Consider the following 22717-nt stretch of genomic DNA (forward strand, 5'->3'; position numbering starts at 1 on the left):
GGACAGCACGCTATCCGGCCCCGCACCTCCGGCGAAGCGGAACATACGGGGCTGAAGGGAGCGATCGGCGAACGGGGCGGAGGGAAGCGATCGGCCGCCTACCTCTTGTCCCCGGGCGGCGGCCCGGACAGCTCACCCGCCGCGGCCTGCTCGCGCAGGGCGAGCAGGCTGTGCTTGCGGCCGTAGAGGAGGTAGACCACGATGCCGATGACCATCCAGACGGCGAAGCGGAGCCAGGTCTCGGCGGGCAGGTTGAGCATCAGCCACAGCGTGGCGCACACGGACACGATCGGGACCACCGGGACCCAGGGGGTGCGGAACGCGCGGGGCAGGTCGGGGCGCGTCCTGCGCAGGATGATCACGCTGATCGCGACGACGACGAACGCGAACAGCGTGCCGATGTTCACCAGTTCGGCCAGCTCGCTCAGGCTGGTGAACCCGGCCACGACCGCGATGATGACGCCGAGCAGGATGGTCGGCCGGTGCGGGGTCTTGAAGCGCGGGTGGACGCGGGAGAAGAAGCGCGGCAGCAGGCCGTCGCGGCTCATCGCGAAGAACACCCGGGTCTGGCCCAGCAGCAGGATCATGCAGACGGTCGTCAGGCCGACGGCGGCGCCGAAACTGATCACGCCCGCGTACCAGGGGTGCCCGACGGCCTTGAAGGCGTCGGCGAGCGGGGCCTCCACCGACAGGCGCGTGTACTTCTGCATGCCGGTGACGACGACGGAGACGGCGACGTAGAGCACCGTGCAGATGAGCAGCGAGCCGAGGATGCCGCGGGGCATGTCCCGCTGGGGGTTGCGGGTCTCCTCGGCGGCCGTGGCGACGATGTCGAAGCCGATGAACGCGAAGAACACCACCGAGGCGGCGGTGAAGATGCCCATCACGCCGAAGTTGGCGGGCGCCCAGCCGAACATCAGCTGGATGAGCGGGGCCTTGAGGCTGCCGCCCGCCGGTACGGGCTCGGGGTGCGGGACGAACGGCTTGTAGTTCTCGCCGTGGATGAAGAAGGCGCCGGCGATGATCACGATGAGGACGACGGCCACCTTGATGGCGACCACGATGGAGGTGATCCGGGCGGACAGCTTCATCCCGAGCACGAGGATGCCGGTGAGCACCAGGACGAGCGCCGCGGCGAGGATGTCGAAGCCGAACCCGGTGGCGTTGTCCCGGCCGGCCAGGTACGCCGGCAGGTGCCAGCCCGCGTTGTCGAGCAGCGAGCGGATGTAGCCGGACCAGCCGACGGCCACCACCGCCGTACCGAGGGCGAACTCCAGGACGAGGTCCCAGCCGATGATCCAGGCGGGCAGTTCGCCGAGGGAGGCGTACGAGAAGGTGTACGCGGAACCCGCCACGGGGACCGTGGAGGCGAACTCGGCGTAGCACAGAGCGGCGAGCGCGCACACCACGCCGGCCGCCACGAAGGCCAGGGACACCGCCGGGCCGGCGTTGTTCTTGGCGACCTGTCCGGTGAGGACGAAGATACCGGTGCCGATGATGACACCCACGCCGAAGACGGTCAGATCGAGGGCGGAGAGGGACTTCTTGAGCGAATGCTCGGGTTCCTCCGTGTCCCGGATGGACTGCTCGACGTTCTTCGTCCTGAAGAGCGCGCTGCTCACGTGCCTACCTCCCACGCTTGTGAGACCTCGATATGGCTCAACATGATCGAGAGGACCGGGTACGCGTGTGCCCCGGCAAAGGCAGGTTCACGCAATCGGGCCGGTTCCGCCACCGGGAGAGGCGGCGGGACCGGCCCGTAAGGCGCTGTTCGCGCTAGTCGCGCGCGGGTTCCACGGCGTCCACCTCTGCCGCCGTACGGTCGAACCGGCCGTCCAGCTTGGAGACCAGACCGGTGACCTGGCGGGCGATGTCGGGTGCGGTCAGCCCGATCTCGGCCATGACCTCGGCCCGGGAGGCGTGGTCGAGGAAGCGCGGCGGGATGCCGAAGTCGCGCAGCGGCACGTCCACGCCGGCGTCGCGCAGGGCCTGGGCGATCGCGGAGCCGACACCGCCGACGCGGCTGTTGTCCTCGACGGTGACGACCACCCGGTGGCGCTCGGCCAGCGGGGCCATGGCCTCGTCCACGGGCTTGACCCAGCGCGGGTCGACCACGGTGGTGGAGATGCCCTGCCGGTCGAGCAGGCCGGCGACCTCCAGGCACATCGGGGCGAGGGCGCCCACGGAGACCAGCAGGACGTCCGGGCGGTCGGTGCCGGGCTCGCGCAGCACGTCCATGCCCCCGACCCGGCCCACGGCCGGTACGGCGGGGCCGACGGCGCCCTTGGAGAAGCGGACCACGGTCGGCGCGTCCTCGACGGCGACGGCCTCGCGCAGCTGGGCCCGTACCTGGTCGGCGTCGCGCGGGGCGGCGAGCCTGAGGCCCGGCACGACCTGCAGGATGGACATGTCCCACATGCCGTTGTGCGAGGCGCCGTCGGTGCCGGTGACACCGGCCCGGTCCAGCACGAACGTCACCCCGCACTTGTGCAGGGCCACGTCCATCAGGACCTGGTCGAAGGCGCGGTTGAGGAAGGTGGCGTACACGGCGAAGACCGGGTGCACACCGGCGTGGGCCAGGCCCGCCGCCGACACGGCGCCGTGCTGCTCGGCGATGCCGACGTCGTACACCCGGTCGGGGAACCGCTTGGCGAACCTGTCCAGGCCGACCGGCTGGAGCATGGCCGCGGTGATCGCGACGATGTCCTCGCGCTCCTCGCCGAGCCTGACCATCTCCTCGCCGAACACGGAGGTCCAGTCGGCGCCGGAGGAGGCGATCGGCAGACCGGTGTCCGGGTGGATCTTGCCGACGGCGTGGAAGCGGTCGGCCTCGTCCTGGAGGGCGGGCTGGTAGCCGCGGCCCTTCTCGGTCAGGCAGTGCACGATGACCGGCCCGCCGAACCGTTTGGCCCGGGCCAGCGCCGACTCCAGCGCCTCGATGTCGTGCCCGTCGATCGGGCCGACGTACTTCAGGCCCAGGTCCTCGAACATGCCCTGCGGGGCGATGAAGTCCTTCAGCCCCTTCTTGGCGCCGTGCAGGGTCTCGTAGAGCGGCCTGCCGACGACCGGGGTGCGGTCGAGGATCTCCTTGGTGCGGGCGAGGAAGCGCTCGTAGCCGTCGGTCGTGCGCAGGGTCGCCAGGTGGTTGGCGAGGCCGCCGATGGTCGGGGCGTAGGAGCGCTCGTTGTCGTTGACGACGATGACCAGCGGGCGGTCCTTGGCCTCGGCGATGTTGTTCAGCGCCTCCCAGGCCATACCGCCGGTCAGGGCCCCGTCACCGATGACGGCGACGACGTGGCTGTCGCGCTTCTTGAGCTGGTTGGCCTTGGCGATGCCGTCGGCCCAGCCGAGCACGGTGGAGGCGTGGCTGTTCTCGATGACGTCGTGCTCGGACTCGGCCTGCGCGGGGTAGCCGGACAGGCCGCCCTTCATCTTCAGGCGCGAGAAGTCCTGCCGGCCGGTGAGCAGCTTGTGCACGTAGGACTGGTGGCCGGTGTCCCACAGGACCTTGTCCTTGGGGGACTCGAAGACGCGGTGCAGGGCGATGGTGAGCTCGACGACGCCCAGGTTGGGGCCCAGGTGGCCGCCGGTCTTGGACACGGCGTCGACGAGGAAGGTCCGGATCTCCCCTGCCAGCTGGTCCAGCTGCTCCAGGCTGAGCCGGTCCAGATCGCGCGGTCCCCTGATGCGGGTCAGCAGCGGCACCCGTGCCTCCTTGCAATAGAGCTGATCGAGCTTTCGCCGGGCTTGACGAGTCTAATGTTCCGGCTTCGCGGCCGGTGTCCGGGTGTAGGACACGGCAGTGCCCGGCGCCTGGAAGGCACCGGGCACTGTGTCCGACCGCGGGGTGGTTACGCGCGGCCCGCCGTCTTCTGCGTCTTGCGGGTGATCGAGTCGATCACGACCGTGGTGAGCAGGACCGCGGCGGTGATCATGTACTTCACCGGCTCCGCGATGGACTCCAGCTGGAGACCGTACTGGATGGAGACGATCACCAGTACACCCAGCAGGGCGTTCCAGGTGCGGCCGCGTCCGCCGAAGAGCGACGTACCGCCGATCACCGCGGCGGCGATCGCGTTCATCAGCAGGTCGCCGGTACCGGCGCTCTGGTTGGCCGACGCGATCTTCGAGGCCAGGAACAGACCGCCGATCGCCGCGAACCCGCCGGAGATGGCGAACACCGAGATCCGCACCGCGGTGACGTTGATGCCGGCACGCCGGGACGCCTCGACGCTGCCGCCGAGCGCGAAGATCTTGCGGCCGTAGGGGGTGCGCCGCAGCACGAAGTCGGTGGCGACCAGGAAGGCGAGGAAGATCACCGTGGCCAGCGGCAGGCCCTTGTACTGGTTGTACATGTACGCCGCGGCGAAGGAGACCACCGCGAGCAGCCCGGTGCGCAGGATCGTGTCGCTGAGCGGCCGGGACGGGACGCCCGCGGCCTCCCGGCGCCGGTTGCCGAGGAACGAGCTGACGAAGAACAGCGCGACCACGACGACGGCCAGGCCGTAGGCGGCGGCCACGTCGGTGAAGGTGTACGTGGTCAGCTTGCCGATCAGACCCTCGCTGTCGAGGTTGATCGTGCCGTCCTCGCCCAGCACCTTCAGCATGAAGCCCAGCCAGAACAGCAGGCCGGCCAGGGTCACGGCGAAGGCGGGGGCGCCGAGCACCGCGAAGAAGAAGCCGTGCAGCGCGCCGATGGCCGCGCCGGCGGCGACGGCGACGAGCACGGCCACCCACTCGGGCCAGCCCTGGTTGACCGTGAGGACGGCCGCCAGGGCGCTGGCCGCGCCGCTGACCGAGCCGACCGACAGGTCGATCTCGCCGAGCAGCAGCACGAAGACGATGCCGACGGAGATCATGCCCGTGCCGACCATCGTGACCGTGATGTTGCTGATGTTCTGCGCGGAGAGGAACTCGGAGTTCAGGACCTGGAAGATGATGCAGATGATCGCGAGGCCCAGGACCACCGGGAGGGAGCCCAGCTCACCGGCCTTCATCTTCCGCTTGAACTCGCTCCAGTAGCCGAGCAGGCCCTGCTCGCGCACCAGCAGGCGCGGGTCGACCGCGGTGACCGCGGCGGCCGCGGCCTCGGGGTTCTCGACGACGTGCTCGTCCCCGGAGGGCGCCTTGCCGAGGTTCGCGGAGGTCTTGTCGAGGCTCACTTGGAAACCTCCCCGTTCGTGCTGGACGTGCGCGCCGCACGGCGGGTCACGGCGTTGTCGGTGGCGCCGGTGATGGCGGAGATGATCTCCTCCTGCGAGGTCGTCTTGACCTCGAAGACGCCGTTGTTGCGGCCGAGGCGCAGGACGGCGACCTTGTCGGCCACCGCCTTCACGTCCGCCATGTTGTGGCTGATGAGGATGACGGCGTGACCGCGCTCGCGCAGTCGCTCCACCAGGTCGAGGACCTGGGCGGTCTGCTCGACGCCGAGGGCGGCGGTGGGCTCGTCGAGGATGACCAGCTTGGGGTCGCCGAGCATGGACCGGGCGATGGCCACCGTCTGGCGCTGACCGCCGGAGAGGGAGGCGATCGGGATACGGACGCTGGGGATGCGGATCGACAGCGTCGTGAGCAGCTCGCGGGAGCGGCGCTCCATCTCGACCTCGTCCAGGACGCCCCACTTCCTCAGCTCACGGCCGAGGAACAGGTTGCCGACGACGTCGATGTTGTCGCACAGCGCGAGGTCCTGGTAGACCGTCGCGATGCCCAGGGCCTGGGCGTCGTGCGGCCGGCTGATCGAGACGGCCTTGCCGTCCCACTCGATGGCGCCCTCATCGATGGGGTGCACGCCGGCGATCGTCTTGACCAGCGTGGACTTTCCGGCGCCGTTGTCGCCCACCAGGGCGACCACCTCACCGGCGTGGACCTCAAGCTCTACGTCGGTGAGCGCCTGAACGGCACCGAACCGCTTGGAGACCCCGCGCAACGCCAGCACGGGCGTAGCGGACACGTGAACCATCTCCTTCGCCGCCTGACCCGGCGGGAGGTTGTGCAGAAGTTTGGGGGTGTTCCGTCCGGCGCCCCGCGTCGAGCTTGCGGGGCTGTCTGTGCGCGGGGCACCGGAGGAGCTGGGGGCAGTCCGTCGCCTTCCGGGAGGGCGCTCGCGGCCGAACGCCCGGGACGGGAGGGAACGGGGGACTGCTTGTTCGTTACTTGTTGAGACCGAGCTTCTCGCAGGCGGACTTGTACTTGCCGGCGCAGATCTCGTCGGCGGTGTAGACGCCGTCCTTGATGACCGTGTCCTTGATGTTGTCCTTGGTCAGCGAGGTGACCGGGACGAGCACCGACGGGACGTCCTTGGCGGAGTTGCTGGAGACCTTGTCCTTGGCGACGGAGTCCAGCGACTTGCCCTGGGCGAGGGCGACGGCCATCTCGGCGGCGGCCTCGGCCTCGGGGGCGTACGGCTTGTAGACGCTCATGTACTGCTCACCGGAGACGATGCGCTGCACACCCGCGAGCTCGGCGTCCTGGCCGGTGACCGGGACCTTCACGCCCGCGGCGCTCAGGGCGGTGATGATACCGCCGGCCATGCCGTCGTTCGCGGAGTAGACGCCCGCGATCTTGCCCTTGCCGACCGAGGAGATCGCCGCCTCCATCTCGGAGTTGGCGTTGTCCGGCGACCACTCCTTGGTGTCGTACTCCTTGGCGATGGTGACCTTGCCGTCCAGGACGGAGTGCGCGCCCTTCTTGAACTGGGCGGCGTTCGGGTCGGTGACCGAGCCGTTGATCATGACGATCTTGGAGGACTTGCCGGCCTTGCCGCCCAGCGCCTTCAGCAGGGCCTCGCCCTGGGTCTTGCCGACCTCCTCGTTGTCGAACGAGGTGTAGGCGCTGATCGGGCCCTCGGCCAGACGGTCGTACGCGACGACCTTGATGCCGGCGTCCACGGCCTTCTTGACCGAGTTCTGGATGGCCTTGGCGTCCACCGCGTCCACGATCAGGACGTCCACCTTGTTGGTGATCATGGTGTCGACCTGCTGGGCCTGCAGGTTCGCGTCCTGACGGGCGTTGTTGTACTCGACTTCGGCCTTGCCGTTCGTCAGCTCCTTGATCTTCTTCTCGATCAGCGGCCGGTCGAACTTCTCGTACCGAGCGGTCTTGTTCTCCGGCAGGAGCAGACCGACCTTGATGTCGTCGCCCTTCTTGGCCGACGAGGAGGAAGAGTCATCGCTGCCCTTCGACTCCTTGGCGCTGCCACAAGCGGCGAGCGAGACGGCCATCGCACCGGCGGCAACGGCAACGGCGGCACGACGCATACGTGCGTTCACTTCAGAAACCTCCCTGACGAGGCCGCGTCGTTGCGGCCGAGGTGGCTGGAAGTCAACTCGGCCACACGTGCGACGTCAAGAAGTAAATCCTTAACGAGATGGCAACGGTGCCATCCGTTCTCTAAGTGAAGGCAGGGGCCGCCACGGACAGCGTTCCGTCCAAAAGCGTCGAATCGCCCATCTCGCTCAAGGCGAGGGCGAGCGCTCCGAGCACTTCGGCGCGGCCTCCAAGTGCCCCCGGGAGAACGGAGAGTTGGCGCGCCGCACTGGGGATGGCATAGCGACCGACGGACTCCCTGATCGGCCCGAGCACCAGCTCTCCGGCCTCCGCGAGATCACCGCCGAGGACCACCCTGCTCGGGTTCAGCAGATTGCAGAGATTGGCCACTCCACTGCCGATGTGGCGGCCGACGTCGGCGATCACCCGACGACAGCCCGGATCTCCGTCCCTGGCCATCCGCACGACGCCTTCCATCGTCAGATCGGGGCCGTGGCTGGGCTGGAGCAGCGGAAGCACGTAGCGTGCCGCCGCGAACGTCTCCAGGCAGCCGCGGTTTCCGCAGCGGCAGACCGGGCCGGATTCATCGAGTGTAATATGTCCGATTTCGCCCGCGGTGCCACCCGGGCCGCGATAGATCTTCCCGTCGATCACCAGACCGGCGCCGACACCGCTCGCGACCTTGATGTAGGCCAGGTCGCGCACGCCCCTGCCGCTGCCCCAGACCAGTTCGCCGAGGGCGCCGAGGTTGGCGTCGTTGTCCACGTGCACGGGCACGCCGAGGCGCTCCCGCAGCTCCTCGGCGGGCCGGGTGCCGCCCCAGCCGGGCAGGATCGCCGTGGACCCCAGGGTCCCCGACTCGACGTCGATCGGACCCGGCACGCCGAGCCCGACGCCGGCCACCTTGGTCCGGTCCACCCCGGTCGCCGCGATCAGGCGGCTGACCAGTTCCTCGGCCCGGTCGAAGCCCTGCGCGGCCGAGGCGTCCACGTCCAGCGGCTCGGATTCCTCGGCGAGCACCTGATGGGCGAGGTTCCCGATCGCCACACGCAGATGGGTGTGCCCGAAATCGACGCCGATCACTATCCCGGCGTCCCCGCTCAGGCTGACGCTGCGGGCCCGCCGCCCGCCCGCCGACGTGGGCGTGACCTCGACGGTCCCCCCGTCCTTCAACTCCCGCACGATGTTGGAGACGGTGGCCGCGGACAGACCGGTCGTCCGCGCGATCTCCGCTTGCGTGAGTGATCCGGCCAGGCGCACGGCCCTGACGACCCGCTCCAGGTTTGCCCGGTGCAGTGACGACTGCGACCCTGGAGTCTCCACGACGACCTCCTGAGCGCGGGGCCGCTTCGGCGAGGCCCCGTGTATGTCCAACTAGTGAACTCTAAGCTGAGCCGTTCGGGGTCACATACGTCAAGAGGTTGAACCGTTTCCGGGTGCCAGCACACACGCGCGCACGCCGCCCCCGAGGCCGGGAGCGGCGTGTGTCCGGACCGTCGCGCGGCGCTGTGCGCGCCCGTGCGCTACTTCAGCGTCGCCGAGGTCAGGCCCGCCTGCACCTGGCGCTGGAAGGACAGGTAGACGACCAGCATCGGGATCATGGCAATGGTCACACCCGCGAAGAGAACGGGCAGGTCGGAGGCGTAGCCCTGCTGCTGTTGCAGCTGGATGAGGCCCTGGGTGAGCAGGTAGCGCTCGGGGTCGGAGCCGCTCTGCGGCTGCATGAGGACCGTGGGCAGGATGAACTGGTTCCACTGGCCCAGAGTGTTGAAGATCCCGACGCTGACCAGTCCGGGCTTCGCCATGGGCAGCATCACCTGGAAGAAGGTACGGGTGTGCGAGGCGCCGTCCAGGACGGCCGCCTCGAAGACCGCCGTGGACTGGGTCCGGAAGAAGGCGTGCATGAAGAACACCGTGAACGGCATCGAGTAGGCCACGTAGACCAGGACCAGCCCCTGGTAGGTGTTCAGCATGTCCAGCCGCTTGACCATGAAGAACAGCGGGACGAGGGCCAGGAACACCGGGAACATGGCACCGGCCACGAAGAAGTAGTACAGCAGCCGGTTGCCCCAGAACTGGTACCTGGCCAGGACGTACGCGGCCATCGAGCCGAAGAGCATGGTCAGCGGCACCGAGAACACCAGGACGATCACGGTGTTCAGGAAGTAGTCGCCGATGCCCTTGTCCCAGGCGCGGCCGAAGACGTCGAGGGACCAGTTGTGCGGCCAGCCGAACGCGGAGCCGCCGATCTGGGCGTCGGACTTGAAGGAGCTGAGCACCAGCCACAGCAGTGGCAGCACGATCAGCAGGGCCCACACGGCGAGGAAGCCGTGCGAGAACGCGTTCAGGACCACGCCCTCGCCGCGCCGCTCGCCGGCGCTGACGGGGATCTTGGCCACGGGCCGCTCGGGGGGAGCGGGGGTGGTCTCCTTGGTGAGGGCGCTCATCGTCGGCACTCCGCTCAGAACTCGACGCGCTCGCGGCGGGTGGCGCGCAGCGTGACCACGGACAGGACCAGGGTGAGCAGCAGCATGATCACGCCCATGGCGCAGGCGTAGCCGCTCTTCCCGTAGTAGAGGAAGTTGCGCATCATCACCGTCGACATCACGTCGCTGTGGTGGTCGGGGCCGCCGCCGTACGCGCCCATGTTCTGGGTCATCGAGGAGACCAGCACGAACATGTCCATGGCGACGATGCCCAGGTAGACCCAGGCGGTCTGCACGGTGTCCCACAGCAGGGGCAGGGTGATGCGGAAGAAGGACTGGTTGCGGCCCGCGCCGTCGATGAGGGCGGCCTCGTATATGTCCTTCGGGATGGACTGCATGGCGGCGGAGAACAGCACCAGGTAGAAGCCGACGCCGTGCCAGACCACGACCAGCATCAGCGCCCACAGCACCATGTCGGGTTCGTTGAGCCATTCCACCGGGCTGCCCGCGTCGACCAGTCCGAGCTTGATCAGGAATCCGTTGAGCAGACCGCCGCCGTCACTGCGGTAGACGGCGTTGAACAGCACGGCGAGGATCGCGAGTGACAGCACCTGCGGGAAGAAGTAGACGATCTTGTAGAACTTCGAGCCGGCCACGCCCTGCACCCCGCCGGCCCGGCCGCGCCCGCCCGCGTTCAGCATGAAGGCGAAGAAGAGGGCGAGCAGGATCGTGATCACCGGGATGAAGACCAGGAAGAGGATGTTGTGCCAGATGGCCTTCAGGAAGACGTCGTCCTGGAACAGGGTCCGGTAGTTGTCCAGGCCCACGAAGTCGAAGGTCTGCGACTGGCCCTTCCAGTCGGTCAGCGAATAGCCGAACGTCTGGATGTACGGCCAGATCACGAAGACCACGTAAAGCGCCACGGGAACGAAGAGGAACCCCGCGACGAACCGGTACTGCCCTTTGCGCATACCTGCCCCTGAATTCCGGTCAGCACCGACACCGCAGGGGCACGGACCTGTGCCGATGTGCCCCTGCGGTGCCCAGGCGAACCTACTCGTGCCGGTTCTTCTTCGACGCCGGGTCCTTCGCCTGCTTGTCCACGGCGGCCTGACACCTCTTCAGCCACTCCTTGGGCTGGATGCGCTTGGCCATGAGTTCATTGGACGCGTTCTGGATCGCCGTGTCCATCTCGCTGTACCACTCGGGGTACAGATAGCGGAACGTGTTGGATCCGGCCGCCTTGGACGCCTCGACCGTGGACTGCGTGCCGGGGCGCAGCTTCACGCCCGGGTCGACCCCGTCCTTGAGGATGGTGAGGGAGTTCGCCTCCTTGGCGAACAGCGTCGACCACTCCTTGGAGAGCATGCGCCGCATGAACTCCTTGGCGCCGGGCAGGTTGCCCGCCTTCCTCGGGATGATGAACGGCTCGCCCGAGCCGGCCCGGATCGCCTCGAACGGCATCTCGCTGCCGGACAGCAGCGGCATCGGCAGGAACTTCATGTCGAAGTCCGCCGGCGTCTGCTTGAGCTGCTCGTTCTCCAGCCACGAGCCGCTGGTGATGAACGCGGCCTTGTACTGGTTCCAGCGGGTCTGGGACTCGGTGTGGGTCAGGCCGTTGGTGCCGGGCATCAGCAGGCCCTTCTCGACGACCTCGTAGATCGCCTCGATGCCCGCCTCGGCCGCGTCGGAGCCGGCGAACGCCTTGGGGTCGAGGTTGTCGATCGCCTTGACCGCGTCGATGCCGCCCTTCTTGGCGATGAGGTCCATGATGGCGACGTTGATGTAGTACGGGTACTTGCCCTGATGGGCGAGTCCGCCGATGCCCTGCTTCTTGGCGTCCTTGCAGATGGCGAGGAAGTCGTCCCAGGTCCTGGGCGCCTCCCAGCCCTTCTCCTTGAAGAGCTTGCCGGAGTACCACAGGCCCCAGACGGTGTAGATGTAGTTGAGGGCCACGACCTTGCCCTCCTGCACACCCGGGTCGAGGGTGCCGGGGATGAGGGTGTCGCGGACCTTCTTGCCCGGGTCGTCCACGGACGGCGCGTCGAGGACCTCGGAGAGGTCCAGCAGCGAGTCGTTCCGGTAGAGCACGTCGATCTTGATCTGCTGGGCGCCCGAGTCGTCCACGATGTCCGGCGGGTTCCCGGCGTTGAAGCGCGGCTGCAGTTTTCCGGTGATCTCCTGCGTGCCGGTGTGGGACGAGGTGATGCCGAGCTTCTTGCCGAAGTCGGCCTCCCACGCCTTGGCGTAGTCGTCGCCGTATCCGCCCTTGAAGACGACGACGTCGAGCTTGCTGCCCTTCTTGGCGCCGAAGGGATTGGCCTTGGACACGTCACCCTTGACGTCGCCCTCGTCCGAATCGCCGCCTCCCCCGCCGCTGGCACAGGCGGACAGGAAGCTCATCGCGGGCACGCCCGCCAGACCGAGCGCGGCGGACCGCTTGATCAGGTCGCGGCGGCCGACACCCGTGGAACCGCGGTTTTCGCCGGAAGTGGATCCCATGCTCAAGTCCTCGCCTTCTCCAGGACTCAGGCGGTGAACCGGATCCTTCCCGGCACCGCTGTCGGGTCAAGCTGGGTGGTGCAGGAAGTACATCGTGCATACCGGGGGTGCTTCTTTACCGGGCGCCGACAGGTATAGTCCACTTCCCGTCAGCGGATCAAGATCGAATACATGGTTCGCGGCGGGTCTTTTCCGAGTTGAGACCTGCCGGAAATATGAGCACCCCATGGGGCGACCTGCCGGAAAAAGTCGCGACATGAGCCCCTGAATGCCACGCTCAACACCCTTGACATCAACGGCCACTTGACCACCTACTGGTTCCTGCGCCACGAAGTTGACAACGTTGTCCTCAGCCCGGCGCAGGAGGGGAATCCGTAGATGCAGCGGAGAACGCGGCACACATGGGGTCCGGCGGTCGTCCTCACGGCCGCCTTTGTCATGGCGGTGGGCGGGCAGGGCGCGGCGGTCGCCCTGCCCGCCAGGGCTCCGGTCGCCGGCCAGGAGTTCGCATCCTCGTTCGAGTCCGGTGATCCGGCGCCGGACTGGCTGAACGCCGTCGACACCACGGCGGACGGCGGCAAGCGGGCCTCGGGAGTCGACGGCGGCTACAGCACCGGCATCCCGGGCAGCGTGACCGACCACGTCACCGAGGTGCGGGCGAGCGGCGAGAACGCGGGCGCCGGTGAGGTGAAGGAGAACCTGGCCGACGGCGAGCCCGGCAGCAAGTGGCTGACCTTCCAGCCCACCGGCTGGGCGGAGTTCGACCTGGACAAGCCCGTCAAGCTGGTGACGTACGCGCTCACCTCGGCCAACGACTTCGACGCGCGCGACCCGAGGGACTGGACCCTCCAGGGCTCCGCCGACGGCAAGGACTGGAAGACCCTCGACACCCGGACGGGTGAGAACTTCTCCGAGCGGTTCCAGACGAAGTCCTACGACCTGGCCCAGCCGGCCGAGTACCGGCACTTCCGGCTGGAGGTCACGCGGAACAACGGCGCCCCGGACATCCTGCAACTCGCCGACGTGCAGTTCTCCACCGGCGGCGGGGGCGGCCCGGTCCCGCAGGACATGCTGACGCTCGTCGACAAGGGCCCGAGCGGCTCCCCGACCGCCAAGGCGCGGGCGGGCTTCACCGGAAGGCGTGCCCTGCGTTACGCCGGACGGCACACGGCGGACGGCCGGGCGTACTCGTACAACAAGGTCTTCGACGTGAACGTGAAGGTCGGCGGCGACACCCAGCTGTCGTACCGGATCTTCCCCTCGATGGCCGACGGCGACCGCGACTACGACGCCACGAACGTCTGCGTCGACCTGGTCTTCACCGACGGCACCTCGCTCAGCGGCCTGGGCGCGCTGGACGAGCACGGCTTCCCGCTCTCGCCGCGCGGTCAGGGTGCCTCCAGGACGCTCTACACCAACCAGTGGAACAACGTGGTCTCCCGGATCGGTTCGGTGGCGGCCGGCAAGACGGTCGACCGGATCCTCGTGGCGTACGACTCCCCCGACGGGCCGGCCAAGTTCCGGGGCTGGATAGACGACATCGCGCTGCGGCGGGTGGCTCCCCAGAAGCCGAAGGCGCACCTGTCGGACTACGCGCTGACCACCCGGGGCACCAACTCCAGCGGCAGCTTCTCGCGGGGCAACGACTTCCCGGCGACGGCACTCCCGCACGGCTTCAACTTCTGGACACCGGTGACCAACGCGTCCTCGCTGAGCTGGCTGTACGAGTACGCACGCGCCAACAACGACGACAACCTGCCCACCGTGCAGGCGTTCAGCGCGAGCCACGAACCCAGCCCGTGGATGGGCGACCGGCAGACCTTCCAGCTGATGCCGTCGGCCGCGTCCGGCACCCCGGACACCGGCCGGGAGGCGCGCGAGCTGGCCTTCCGGCACGAGAACGAGACCGCGCGGCCCTACTACTACGGGGTCCGGTTCGAGAACGGTCTCAAGGCGGAGATGACACCGACCGACCACGCGGCCATGCTGCGCTTCACCTACCCGGGTGACGACGCGAGCGTGGTCTTCGACAACGTCACCGAGCAGGCGGGCCTGACGCTCGACAAGGAGCACGGGACCGTCACCGGCTACTCGGACGTGAAGTCGGGCCTGTCCACGGGCGCGACCCGGCTGTTCGTGTACGGCGAGTTCGACCGGCCGGTGACGGACGGCGCGTCGAGCGGGGTGAAGGGCTTCCTGCGCTTCGACGCGGGCGCCGGCCGGACGGTCACGCTGCGTCTCGCGACCTCGCTGATCAGCGTCGACCAGGCGAAGGACAACCTGGCACGGGAGATCCCGGACGGCACCGCGTTCGCCACGGTGCGGGCGCGGGCCCAGCGGGCCTGGGACGGGCTGCTCGGCAAGGTCGAGGTGAAGGGCGCGACCCCGGACCAGCTGACCACGCTGTACTCCGGGCTGTACCGGCTGTACCTGTACCCGAACTCGGGCTTCGAGAAGGTGGACGGCGAGGACCGCTACGCCTCCCCCTTCTCCCCCATGCCGGGCCCGGACACGCCGACGCACACCGGGGCGAAGATCGTCGACGGCAAGGTGTACGTCAACAACGGCTTCTGGGACACCTACCGCACCACCTGGCCGGCGTACTCCTTCCTCACCCCGTCGCAGGCGGGCGAGTTGGCCGACGGGTTCGTGCAGCAGTACAAGGACGGCGGCTGGACCTCCCGCTGGTCCTCCCCCGGTTACGCCGACCTGATGACCGGCACCTCCTCGGACGTGGCGTTCGCCGACGCGTACGTCAAGGGCGTGAAGTTCGACGCGAAGGCGGCCTACGACGCGGCGGTCAAGAACGCCACGGTCGTCCCCCCGTCCTCCGGAGTCGGACGCAAGGGCATGAGCACCTCGCCGTTCCTCGGCTGGACCAGCACCGACACGCACGAGGGCCTGTCGTGGGCGATGGAGGGCTACGTCAACGACTACGGCATCGCGCGGATGGGCCAGGCCCTGTACGAGAAGACCGGCGAGAAGCGCTACCGGGAGGAGTCGCAGTACTTCCTCAACCGCGCCCGTGACTACGTGAACCTCTTCGACGCCGGGGCGGGCTTCTTCCAGGGCCGCGACGCCAGGGGCGCCTGGCGCGTGGACTCCGCGAAGTACGACCCGCGCGTGTGGGGCTACGACTACACGGAGACCAACGGCTGGGGCTACGCCTTCACCGCCCCGCAGGACAGCCGTGGCCTGGCCAACCTGTACGGCGGCCGCCAGGGCCTCGCGGACAAGCTCGACGAGTACTTCGCCACGCCCGAGACGGCCTCCCCGGACTACGTCGGCTCCTACGGCGGTGTCATCCACGAGATGACCGAGGCGCGGGACGTCCGCATGGGCATGTACGGCCACTCCAACCAGGTCGCGCACCACGTGATCTACATGTACGACGCGGCCGGCGAGCCGTGGAAGGCGCAGGCGTACGCACGCGAGGCGCTCGCCCGCCTCTACACCGGCAGCGAGATCGGGCAGGGCTACCACGGCGACGAGGACAACGGCGAGCAGTCGGGCTGGTACCTCTTCTCCGCGCTCGGCTTCTACCCGCTGGTGATGGGCAGCGGTGAGTACTCCATCGGCTCCCCGCTGTTCAAGCAGGTGACCGTGCACCTGGAGAACGGGCGGGACCTGGTGGTGAAGGCGCCCGGGAACAGCGCGAAGAACGTGTACGTCCAGGGTGTGAAGCTCAACGGCCGCCCCTGGAGGTCCACGTCGCTGCCGCACTCGCTGCTGGCCCGGGGCGGCGTGCTGGAGTTCGCCATGGGGCCCGAGCCGTCGGCGTGGGGCACGGGCAAGGACGCGGCTCCGGTGTCCGTCACCCGGGACGACAAGGTGCCGTCGCCGCGCGCGGACGTCCTCAAGGGGGACGGCGCCCTGTTCGACGACACCTCGGCGACGAGCGCCACGGTCACCTCGGTGGACCTGCCGGCCGGTGGTGCCGTCCGGCCGGTGCAGTACACGCTGACCTCCTCGGCGGACCGCACGAAGGCGCCGGCCGGCTGGACGTTGCAGGGCTCGGCGGACGGCACGACCTGGCAGACCCTGGACCACCGCTCCGGCGAGACGTTCACCTGGGACCGCCAGACCCGGGCCTTCACCGTCGCCGCGCCCCGGACCTGCACGAAGTTCCGGCTGGTCCTGGACGGTGAGTCGACGCTGGCGGAGGTGGAGCTGCTGGCCTGACCCGGCACGGCGAAGGGGGCGGGCCCGTCCGGTCCGCCCCCTTGTCATGGCTGGGCTCAGCCGGTGGCGAGGGTGAACACGTGCAGATCGGCGTCGCGCGGGAGCCGGACGCTCCTGATGGCCTTGCCGGCCGGCGCCGCGAACGGCTCGGTGGCGAAGACGTAGGTCGCCACCGGGTCCTTGTCCGCGCCGGCGACATTGCGGTAGGCGGTCCTGGCCACGACCTCGTTGCCGTACTGGACGGTGCCGCCTCCGCCGCCGACGGTCCAGTCGGTGAAGGACAGGCCGACGGTTGCCGTGGTGCCGTCGGTGTAGGTGACGGTCGCCTCGGACCGCCGGTTGCCGTTGACCGCGCTGCCGACGAACGACAACCTCTGTGCGGGACTGGGCAGTTCGATGGTCTGGCCGGCCGCCGAGGCGTTGTCCGGGCGGCCGGCGGGCGAGTCGGGCCAGGTGAAGGCCAGGCCGTCCACGGTGCCCCGCCCGCCCGGGGTCAGACCGGCCGCGGCGAGGGCCTGGCGCGAGTAGCTCCAGCCGCCGCCGTCGTAGTCCGCCTCGTCGTGGTCGCCCGTGTCGTCGGAGACGCCGGTGTTGTCGTAGGCGGCGAGCAGGGTGCCGGGAGCGGCCACGGTGAGCCGGACCGGCTGCCGGTAGGACGTGCCGCCCGAGGTGACCGTGACCTCGACGTCGGCGAAGCCCTGCCGGGCGTCCCGCGCCGCGGTCAGGGTGATCTCCCGGGCGCCGTCGGTCACCGTGCCCTCGGCGGGAGTGGCCGTGACGCCGTCCGGGGTCTGAACCCGGAAGCGGACCTCGGGGCCCGTGCCGCCGTCCAGCGACAGCGCGCGGACGCCGATCGTGGTGCTGTCACCGGGCGCGAGTGTGGCGGCGGTCGGCCCGACGCCGATCTGGTACGGCTGCTCGCCCTCCCGGAAGGACGGCGGCGGGCTGTCCGCCCCCCAGGTGCGGTCCGGGGTGGCGGACAGCGTGTAGTCGAGGCGGCCGCCGTCCCGGACGAAGGACGCGGGCAGCCAGGGACGGTCACTGGAGCGGCCGTCGACCTTCAGGGACCGCACGTACGGCGCGTCGGCCGCCGCTCCGGTCGCGTGGACGGAGATGTCGTTGCCCCGGGGCCGGTGGATCTCCACGCGCTCGAACAGGGGTGAGGCGAGGACCAGTTCGGCGCGCGACGGCACCTGCGGGTACATGCCGAGCGCCGAGAAGACGTACCAGGACGACATCGCGCCGAGGTCGTCGTTGCCGGGGATGCCGCCGGGCCGCGCGGACCACAGCTGCCGCATCGCCGCGCGGACGGTCTCCTGCGTGCGGTACGGGGCGCCCGCGTAGGCGTACAGGTAGGGCACGTTGATCGACGGCTCGTTGTCCAGCTCGGACTTGGTGCCGCCGTGGCCGGTGAGGGCCCAGCCGCCGCCGGCGTCGTGGAAGAAGTCGTCCAGCCGGGCGAGGACCCGGTCCCGGCCGCCCAGCGCCGCGAACAGGCCCGCCGGGTCGTGCGGGACCATCCAGGTGTACTGGGCGGCCGAGCCCTCGACGAAGCCGGTGCCGGTGCCGGGGGTGAAGCCGGTGACCCAGCTGCCGTCGGCCTTGCGGTCGGCGATGTACCCGCCGCTCGGATGTGCCGCGACGTCGAAGTTGTTCTGCCACCACTGGGCGCGGCGGGCGAAGGCGGCCGCGGTGTCCTTCTCCCCCGCCGCGCGCGCGAGCTGGGAGAGGGAGAAGTCGGCCGTGGACATCTCCAGGGTCTCGGCCGCGCCGCCCCAGGCGTTGGACACGCTGGGCATGTAGTGCAGCTTCAGGTACTTGTCCAGCGACGGGCGCTGACCCACCGAGAGCACGGGTTTGCCGGCCGCCGACAGATCCCGCTCGGTCGGCACGGTGGCTGCCCGGACGAGGGAGTGCAGGGCGCCCTTCAGGTCGAAGCCGGTGCCGCCGAAGGCGCGGATGCCGGCCAGCGCGGTCGGTGCGGGGTCGCCGTTCATGACGTGGGTGCCGCTCGCCCCGTGCAGCCAGCGGTCCCAGACGCCGCCGTTCTGCCCGGCGAGCGCGTAGAGCGACTGGGCGATGTCGGAGCCGGTGCGCGGGTCGAGCAGGGTGAGGAGCTGCACCTGGTCGCGGTAGACGTCCCAGCCGGAGAAGGTGCCGTACTGGGCGCGGTGGCCGCGGCCGACCCGGTGGACCTCGCCGTCGCCGCCCCGGTAGCGGCCGTCGGCGTCGCTGATGACGTTCGGGTGCAGCAGCGCGTGGTACAGCGCCGTGTAGAAGGTGGTGCGCTCGGCGTCCGTGCCGCCGCCGACCCGGACGGCGCCGAGGCGCTCACGCCAGGCGCGGCGGGCCGCCTCCCGGACGGCGTCGAAGGAGCGGCCGGGCGGGTTCTCGGCGGCGAGGTTCGCCTCGGCGGCCTCCCGGCTGACGTAGGAGATGCCGACCTTCACGTTCACCGGGCCGTCGCCGGGCGCGAACCGCACGTAGGCGCCCGCGCCCTTGCCCGCGACGGGCCGCCCGCCGTGCGAGAAGCCGCCGGTGCCGCCGGACGCCCTGGTGGAGCCGGGGTCCAGCCGGTCGTCCCGCCAGGTGCCCGTCGCCTCGAAGGCGCGGTCGAAGCGGGCGGTGAAGTGCAGGGTGTAGTAGGAGCGCCGGCCCTCGGGATCGAGGTAGCCGCAGAAGTTCCCGGAGGTGACGGAGCCGGAGATCGTCCGGGTGCCGGGGTCGACGGTGACCGTCGAGTCCTCGGATCCGACCTCGGAGTTCGCGGTGCGCACCAGCAGCGACGCGGGCCTGCCGGAGGGGAAGGTGAAGCGGGCCGAGCCGGTGCGCGCGGTGGCGGTGAGGTCGGCGGTGACGCCGGAGGCCAGGCCCACCCGGTAGTGGCCGGGTTCGGCGGTCTCGTCGGCGTGGGTGAAGTCCGACGCGTAGACGGCGTCCTCGGTGTCGCTCGCCGGTGAGGAGGTGACCTCGCCGGAGTACGGGAAGAAGGGGATGTCGCCGCTGCCGCCCGCGCATCCGGTGCCGGACATGTGGGTCAGGCTGAAGCCGCGGACGCGGGTGGCGTCGTACTGGTAGCCGCCGGGCGCGGCGGTTCTGGTGGCGTCGCCGCGGGTGTTCTCCGGGCTCCAGGAGAGCATGCCGAACGGCACGACGGCGCCCGGGAAGACGTTGCCGCCGTTCCTGGTGCCGATCAGCGGATCGACGTAGGGCGTGGGGTCCTTGACGAGGCCCGGCGGACCGGCGGTCGCCGCGACGGCGGGTGCTGAGGTGCCGCCGGCCGCGAGGAGCGCGGCCAGCAGCAGGGACATCGGTCGGATACGCATGGCGCGGCCCTTCCTCCTGACGGACGGGTCGCGCACCACGGGTCGCACAAGCCGCAGGGACAGTAGCGTGCGCCGGCGGTACCGCGGAAGACCGCCCCGGCGCGCGCGGGCGCCCGATGAATCGTTCCGGCGGTTGCGCCAAGTGGGTTGACATCGTTGTCGGTTAGGACGGTAGAGTCATGTACAGACCAATCAGACAACGTTGTCGCGCACCTCGCGGCGCACAAGCCACGCAGTCTTCCCCGTCCATCTCGTGGAACAGGCGTAGCCATCCGGGAAACGCCGATGCTACAAAGGGCGCATGTCGGACATGTTTGCCCGATTCAGACGTCTCGCTTGGCGTTCTGTGATCGGCAAGGGCCCGCGGAGCGTTGCCGGGCAGGTCTTCCTGCTCCAAGTGGCGCTGGTGGTACTGCTCGTGTTCTGCGCAGTCCTCGCCCTGGTCCTGCAGTCGAGCCGGGACACCAGCACCGAGGCACGGCGCCGGTCGATAGCCGTCGCCCAGACCTTCGCCCACTCCCCGGGCATGCTCCAGGCGCTCCAGAGCCCCGATCCCTCCAAGGTCCTCCAGCCGCTGACCGAGGCGGGCCGCAAGACCGCGGGCGTCGACTTCATCGTGGTGATGGACACCAAGGGCATTCGCTACACCCATCCGATACCCAGCCGGATCGGCAAGCGGTTCGTCGGCCGGATCGAGCCCTCGCTGGCGGGCAAGGTCTACACGGAGAGCGTGCACGGCCCGCTCGGCCACGAGGTGCAGGCGACGGTTCCCGTCAAGGACACCGACGGCCACGTCACCGCGCTCGTCTCCGCCGGGCTGAAGGTCAAGCACGTCACCAGCGAGCTGGACCGGCAGCTGCCGATCATCCTGGGCGCCGGGGCGGGAGCGCTCGTGGTGTCGACCGGCGGCACGGCTCTGGTGGGCAGGCGGCTGCGGCGGCAGACCCACAGCCTGGCCCCGGCCGAGATGAGGCGCATGTACGAGCACCACGACGCGGTGCTGCACTCGGTGCGCGAGGGCGTGCTCATCATCGACGACGACAGGCGGCTGCTGCTCGCCAACGACGAGGCCAGACGCCTGCTGGACCTGCCTCCCGACGCCGAGGGACGCAACGTGCGCGAGCTGACCGACCTCGACCCGGCGACGGTGGAGCTGCTCGTCTCCGGGCGGGAGGCCAACGACGAGGTCCACTTCGCCGGAGGGCGGCTGCTGGCGGTCAACCAGCGGCCCACGGACCGCGGCGGCGGCCCCAGGGGGACCGTGGTGACCCTCCGCGACTCCACCGAGCTGCAGACGGTCTCCGGCCGCGCGGAGGTCGCCAGGGAGCGGCTGGAGCTGCTGTACGACGCGGGCCTCGGCATCGGCACCAGTCTCGACGTGGTCCGCACCGCCGACGAGCTGGCGGAGGTCGCCGTCCCCCGCTTCGCCGACTTCGTCACCGTGGACCTGTCCGACGCCGTGCTGCACGGCGAGGAGCCCGCCCCCACCGCGACCGACATGCGGCGCGTGGTGGTGCGCGGCATCCGGGACGACCACCCGCTCTACGAGCAGGGCCGGCTGATCGACTTCCTGCCCTCCACCCCCCAGGCCCGCGGCTACGGCGCCGGCCGGTCCGAGCTGGTGAGCGACCTGTCGACCGCGCGGGGCTGGCACGTGCAGGACCCGCAGCGCACCCGCAGGATCCTGGACTACGGCATCCACTCGCTCATCGCCGCCCCGATCAAGGCCCGCGGCGTCATCCTGGGCATGGCCAACTTCTACCGTTCCAAGCGGGACCCCTTCGACGAGGAGGAGCTGTCGCTGGCGGAGGAGCTGGTGGCCCGCTCGGCGGTCAGCATCGACAACGCCCGCCGCTACACCCGCGAGCACGCGCTGGCGGTCACGCTGCAGCGCAGCCTGCTGCCACGGGCGCTGCCCGAGCAGAGCGCCCTGGAGGTCGGCTACCGCTACCTCCCCGCGCAGTCCGGCGTCAGCGGTGACTGGTTCGACGTGATCCCACTGCCGGGCAGCCGGGTGGCGCTGGCCGTCGGCGACGTGGTCGGGCACGGGCTGCACGCCGCCGCGACGATGGGCCGGCTGCGCACCGCGGTGCACAACTTCTCCACTCTCGACCTGCCTCCCGACGAACTGCTCGGCCACCTGGACGACCTCGTCGGCCGCATCGACCAGAACGAGGCGTGTTCGGAGTCGGCCGAGATCGTCGGCGCCACCTGCCTGTACGCGATCTACGACCCGGTGACGCGCCGCTGTGCCATGGCGCGCGCGGGACACCTGGCGCCCGCGCTGGTCCACCCCGACGGCAGCGCCGTCTTCCCCGAGGTGCCCGCGGGACCCCCGCTGGGCCTGGGCGGCATGCCGTTCCAGACGGCCGAGCTGGAGCTGGCCGAGGGCAGCCAGCTCGTGCTGTACACCGACGGCCTCGTCGAGGACCGCGCCCGCGACCTGGACGTGGGGCTGGAGCTGCTGCGCCGGTCGCTGGCGGGGCACCCCGACCGGCCGCCGGAGGAGAGCTGCCGGGCGGTGCTGGCCGACCTGCTGCCCGAGCGGCCCCGGGACGACGTCGCCCTGCTCATCGCCCGCACCCGGGCGCTGCCCGCCGACCGCATCGCCGACTGGGACGTGCCGCGCGACCCGGCGGCCGTGTCGGGGATGCGGCTGGCGGTGTCCGGCAAGCTGGAGGAGTGGGGCCTGGCCGAGCTGGGCTTCGGCATGGAACTCGTGCTGAGCGAGCTGATCACCAACGCCATCCGCTACGGCTCGGATCCGATCCACGTACGGCTGATCTACGACCGCTCCCTGGTCTGCGAGGTGGCCGACGGCAGCAGCACCTCGCCGCACCTGCGCTACGCCGCGACGACCGACGAGGGAGGCCGGGGCCTCTTCCTCGTCTCCCAGCTGGCGGAGCGCTGGGGCACCCGGTACACCCCGCAGGGCAAGGTGATCTGGGCGGAACTGGCGGTCCCGGACCTGGCGGAGATCCTTCCGGACTGAGCGGGCCGGCCGACGCGGCCGGG

Annotated in this window: 12 protein-coding genes; 2 read left to right on the plus strand and 10 right to left on the minus strand. The window is 69.9% G+C overall.

All coding sequences use genetic code 11. The features are described 5' to 3' along the window. Window positions 1-98: 98 nt before the first annotated feature. From IE177_RS23270 to ngcE, 9 genes are all read right to left on the minus strand, one after another. Window positions 99-1622 carry an amino acid permease gene (locus IE177_RS23270; RefSeq protein WP_190017325.1) on the minus strand — a complete coding sequence of 508 codons (1524 nt, stop codon included), beginning with the start codon at window positions 1620-1622 and terminating at the stop codon, window positions 99-101. Between the two features lie 154 nt (window positions 1623-1776). Next, window positions 1777-3705 carry a 1-deoxy-D-xylulose-5-phosphate synthase gene (dxs, locus tag IE177_RS23275; protein ID WP_190017326.1) on the minus strand — a complete coding sequence of 643 codons (1929 nt, stop codon included), beginning with the start codon at window positions 3703-3705 and terminating at the stop codon, window positions 1777-1779. Between the two features lie 146 nt (window positions 3706-3851). Next, window positions 3852-5162 (minus strand): sugar ABC transporter permease, encoded by a 1311-nt coding sequence (locus tag IE177_RS23280; RefSeq protein WP_190017327.1) that lies wholly within the window; start codon window positions 5160-5162, stop codon window positions 3852-3854. Further along, on the minus strand, window positions 5159-5959 hold the full coding sequence (locus IE177_RS23285; protein ID WP_190017328.1) for an ATP-binding cassette domain-containing protein: 801 nt from the start codon (window positions 5957-5959) through the stop codon (window positions 5159-5161). Before IE177_RS23285 ends, IE177_RS23280 begins: the two co-directional genes overlap by 4 nt. Window positions 5960-6149: 190 nt before the next feature. Next, window positions 6150-7256, minus strand: coding sequence for a substrate-binding domain-containing protein (locus tag IE177_RS23290; protein WP_190017359.1), 1107 nt, complete (start codon window positions 7254-7256; stop codon window positions 6150-6152). Between the two features lie 133 nt (window positions 7257-7389). Next, window positions 7390-8589 carry an ROK family transcriptional regulator gene (locus IE177_RS23295; RefSeq protein ID WP_190017329.1) on the minus strand — a complete coding sequence of 400 codons (1200 nt, stop codon included), beginning with the start codon at window positions 8587-8589 and terminating at the stop codon, window positions 7390-7392. 200 nt (window positions 8590-8789) lie between these two features. Continuing rightward, window positions 8790-9713, minus strand: coding sequence for a carbohydrate ABC transporter permease (locus IE177_RS23300; RefSeq protein ID WP_190017330.1), 924 nt, complete (start codon window positions 9711-9713; stop codon window positions 8790-8792). Between the two features lie 14 nt (window positions 9714-9727). Next, a complete protein-coding gene (locus IE177_RS23305; protein WP_190017331.1) occupies window positions 9728-10663 on the minus strand; it encodes a carbohydrate ABC transporter permease in 936 nt (311 codons plus the stop codon). A gap of 82 nt (window positions 10664-10745) precedes the next feature. Further along, window positions 10746-12194: an N-acetylglucosamine/diacetylchitobiose ABC transporter substrate-binding protein gene (ngcE, locus tag IE177_RS23310; RefSeq protein WP_190017332.1), complete on the minus strand. Its 1449-nt coding sequence runs from the start codon at window positions 12192-12194 to the stop codon at window positions 10746-10748. 378 nt (window positions 12195-12572) lie between these two features. On the opposite strand from ngcE, the gene IE177_RS23315 reads away from it, so the two are divergent. Continuing rightward, window positions 12573-16376, plus strand: a complete 3804-nt coding sequence (locus tag IE177_RS23315) for a GH92 family glycosyl hydrolase (RefSeq protein WP_229816230.1) — start codon at window positions 12573-12575, stop codon at window positions 16374-16376. A gap of 56 nt (window positions 16377-16432) precedes the next feature. Here the strand turns inward: IE177_RS23315 and IE177_RS23320 are convergent, their stop codons facing one another. Continuing rightward, window positions 16433-19702 (minus strand): GH92 family glycosyl hydrolase, encoded by a 3270-nt coding sequence (locus tag IE177_RS23320; protein WP_190017333.1) that lies wholly within the window; start codon window positions 19700-19702, stop codon window positions 16433-16435. Window positions 19703-20003: 301 nt separating this feature from the next. Here IE177_RS23320 and IE177_RS23325 point away from each other — a divergent pair, with 301 nt between their 5' ends. Continuing rightward, window positions 20004-22694, plus strand: coding sequence for a SpoIIE family protein phosphatase (locus IE177_RS23325; RefSeq protein ID WP_190017334.1), 2691 nt, complete (start codon window positions 20004-20006; stop codon window positions 22692-22694). The last annotated feature ends 23 nt before the right edge of the window (window positions 22695-22717 follow it).

The sequence above is a fragment of the Streptomyces lucensis JCM 4490 genome (assembly GCF_014650035.1).
GTDB lineage: Bacteria > Actinomycetota > Actinomycetes > Streptomycetales > Streptomycetaceae > Streptomyces > Streptomyces lucensis.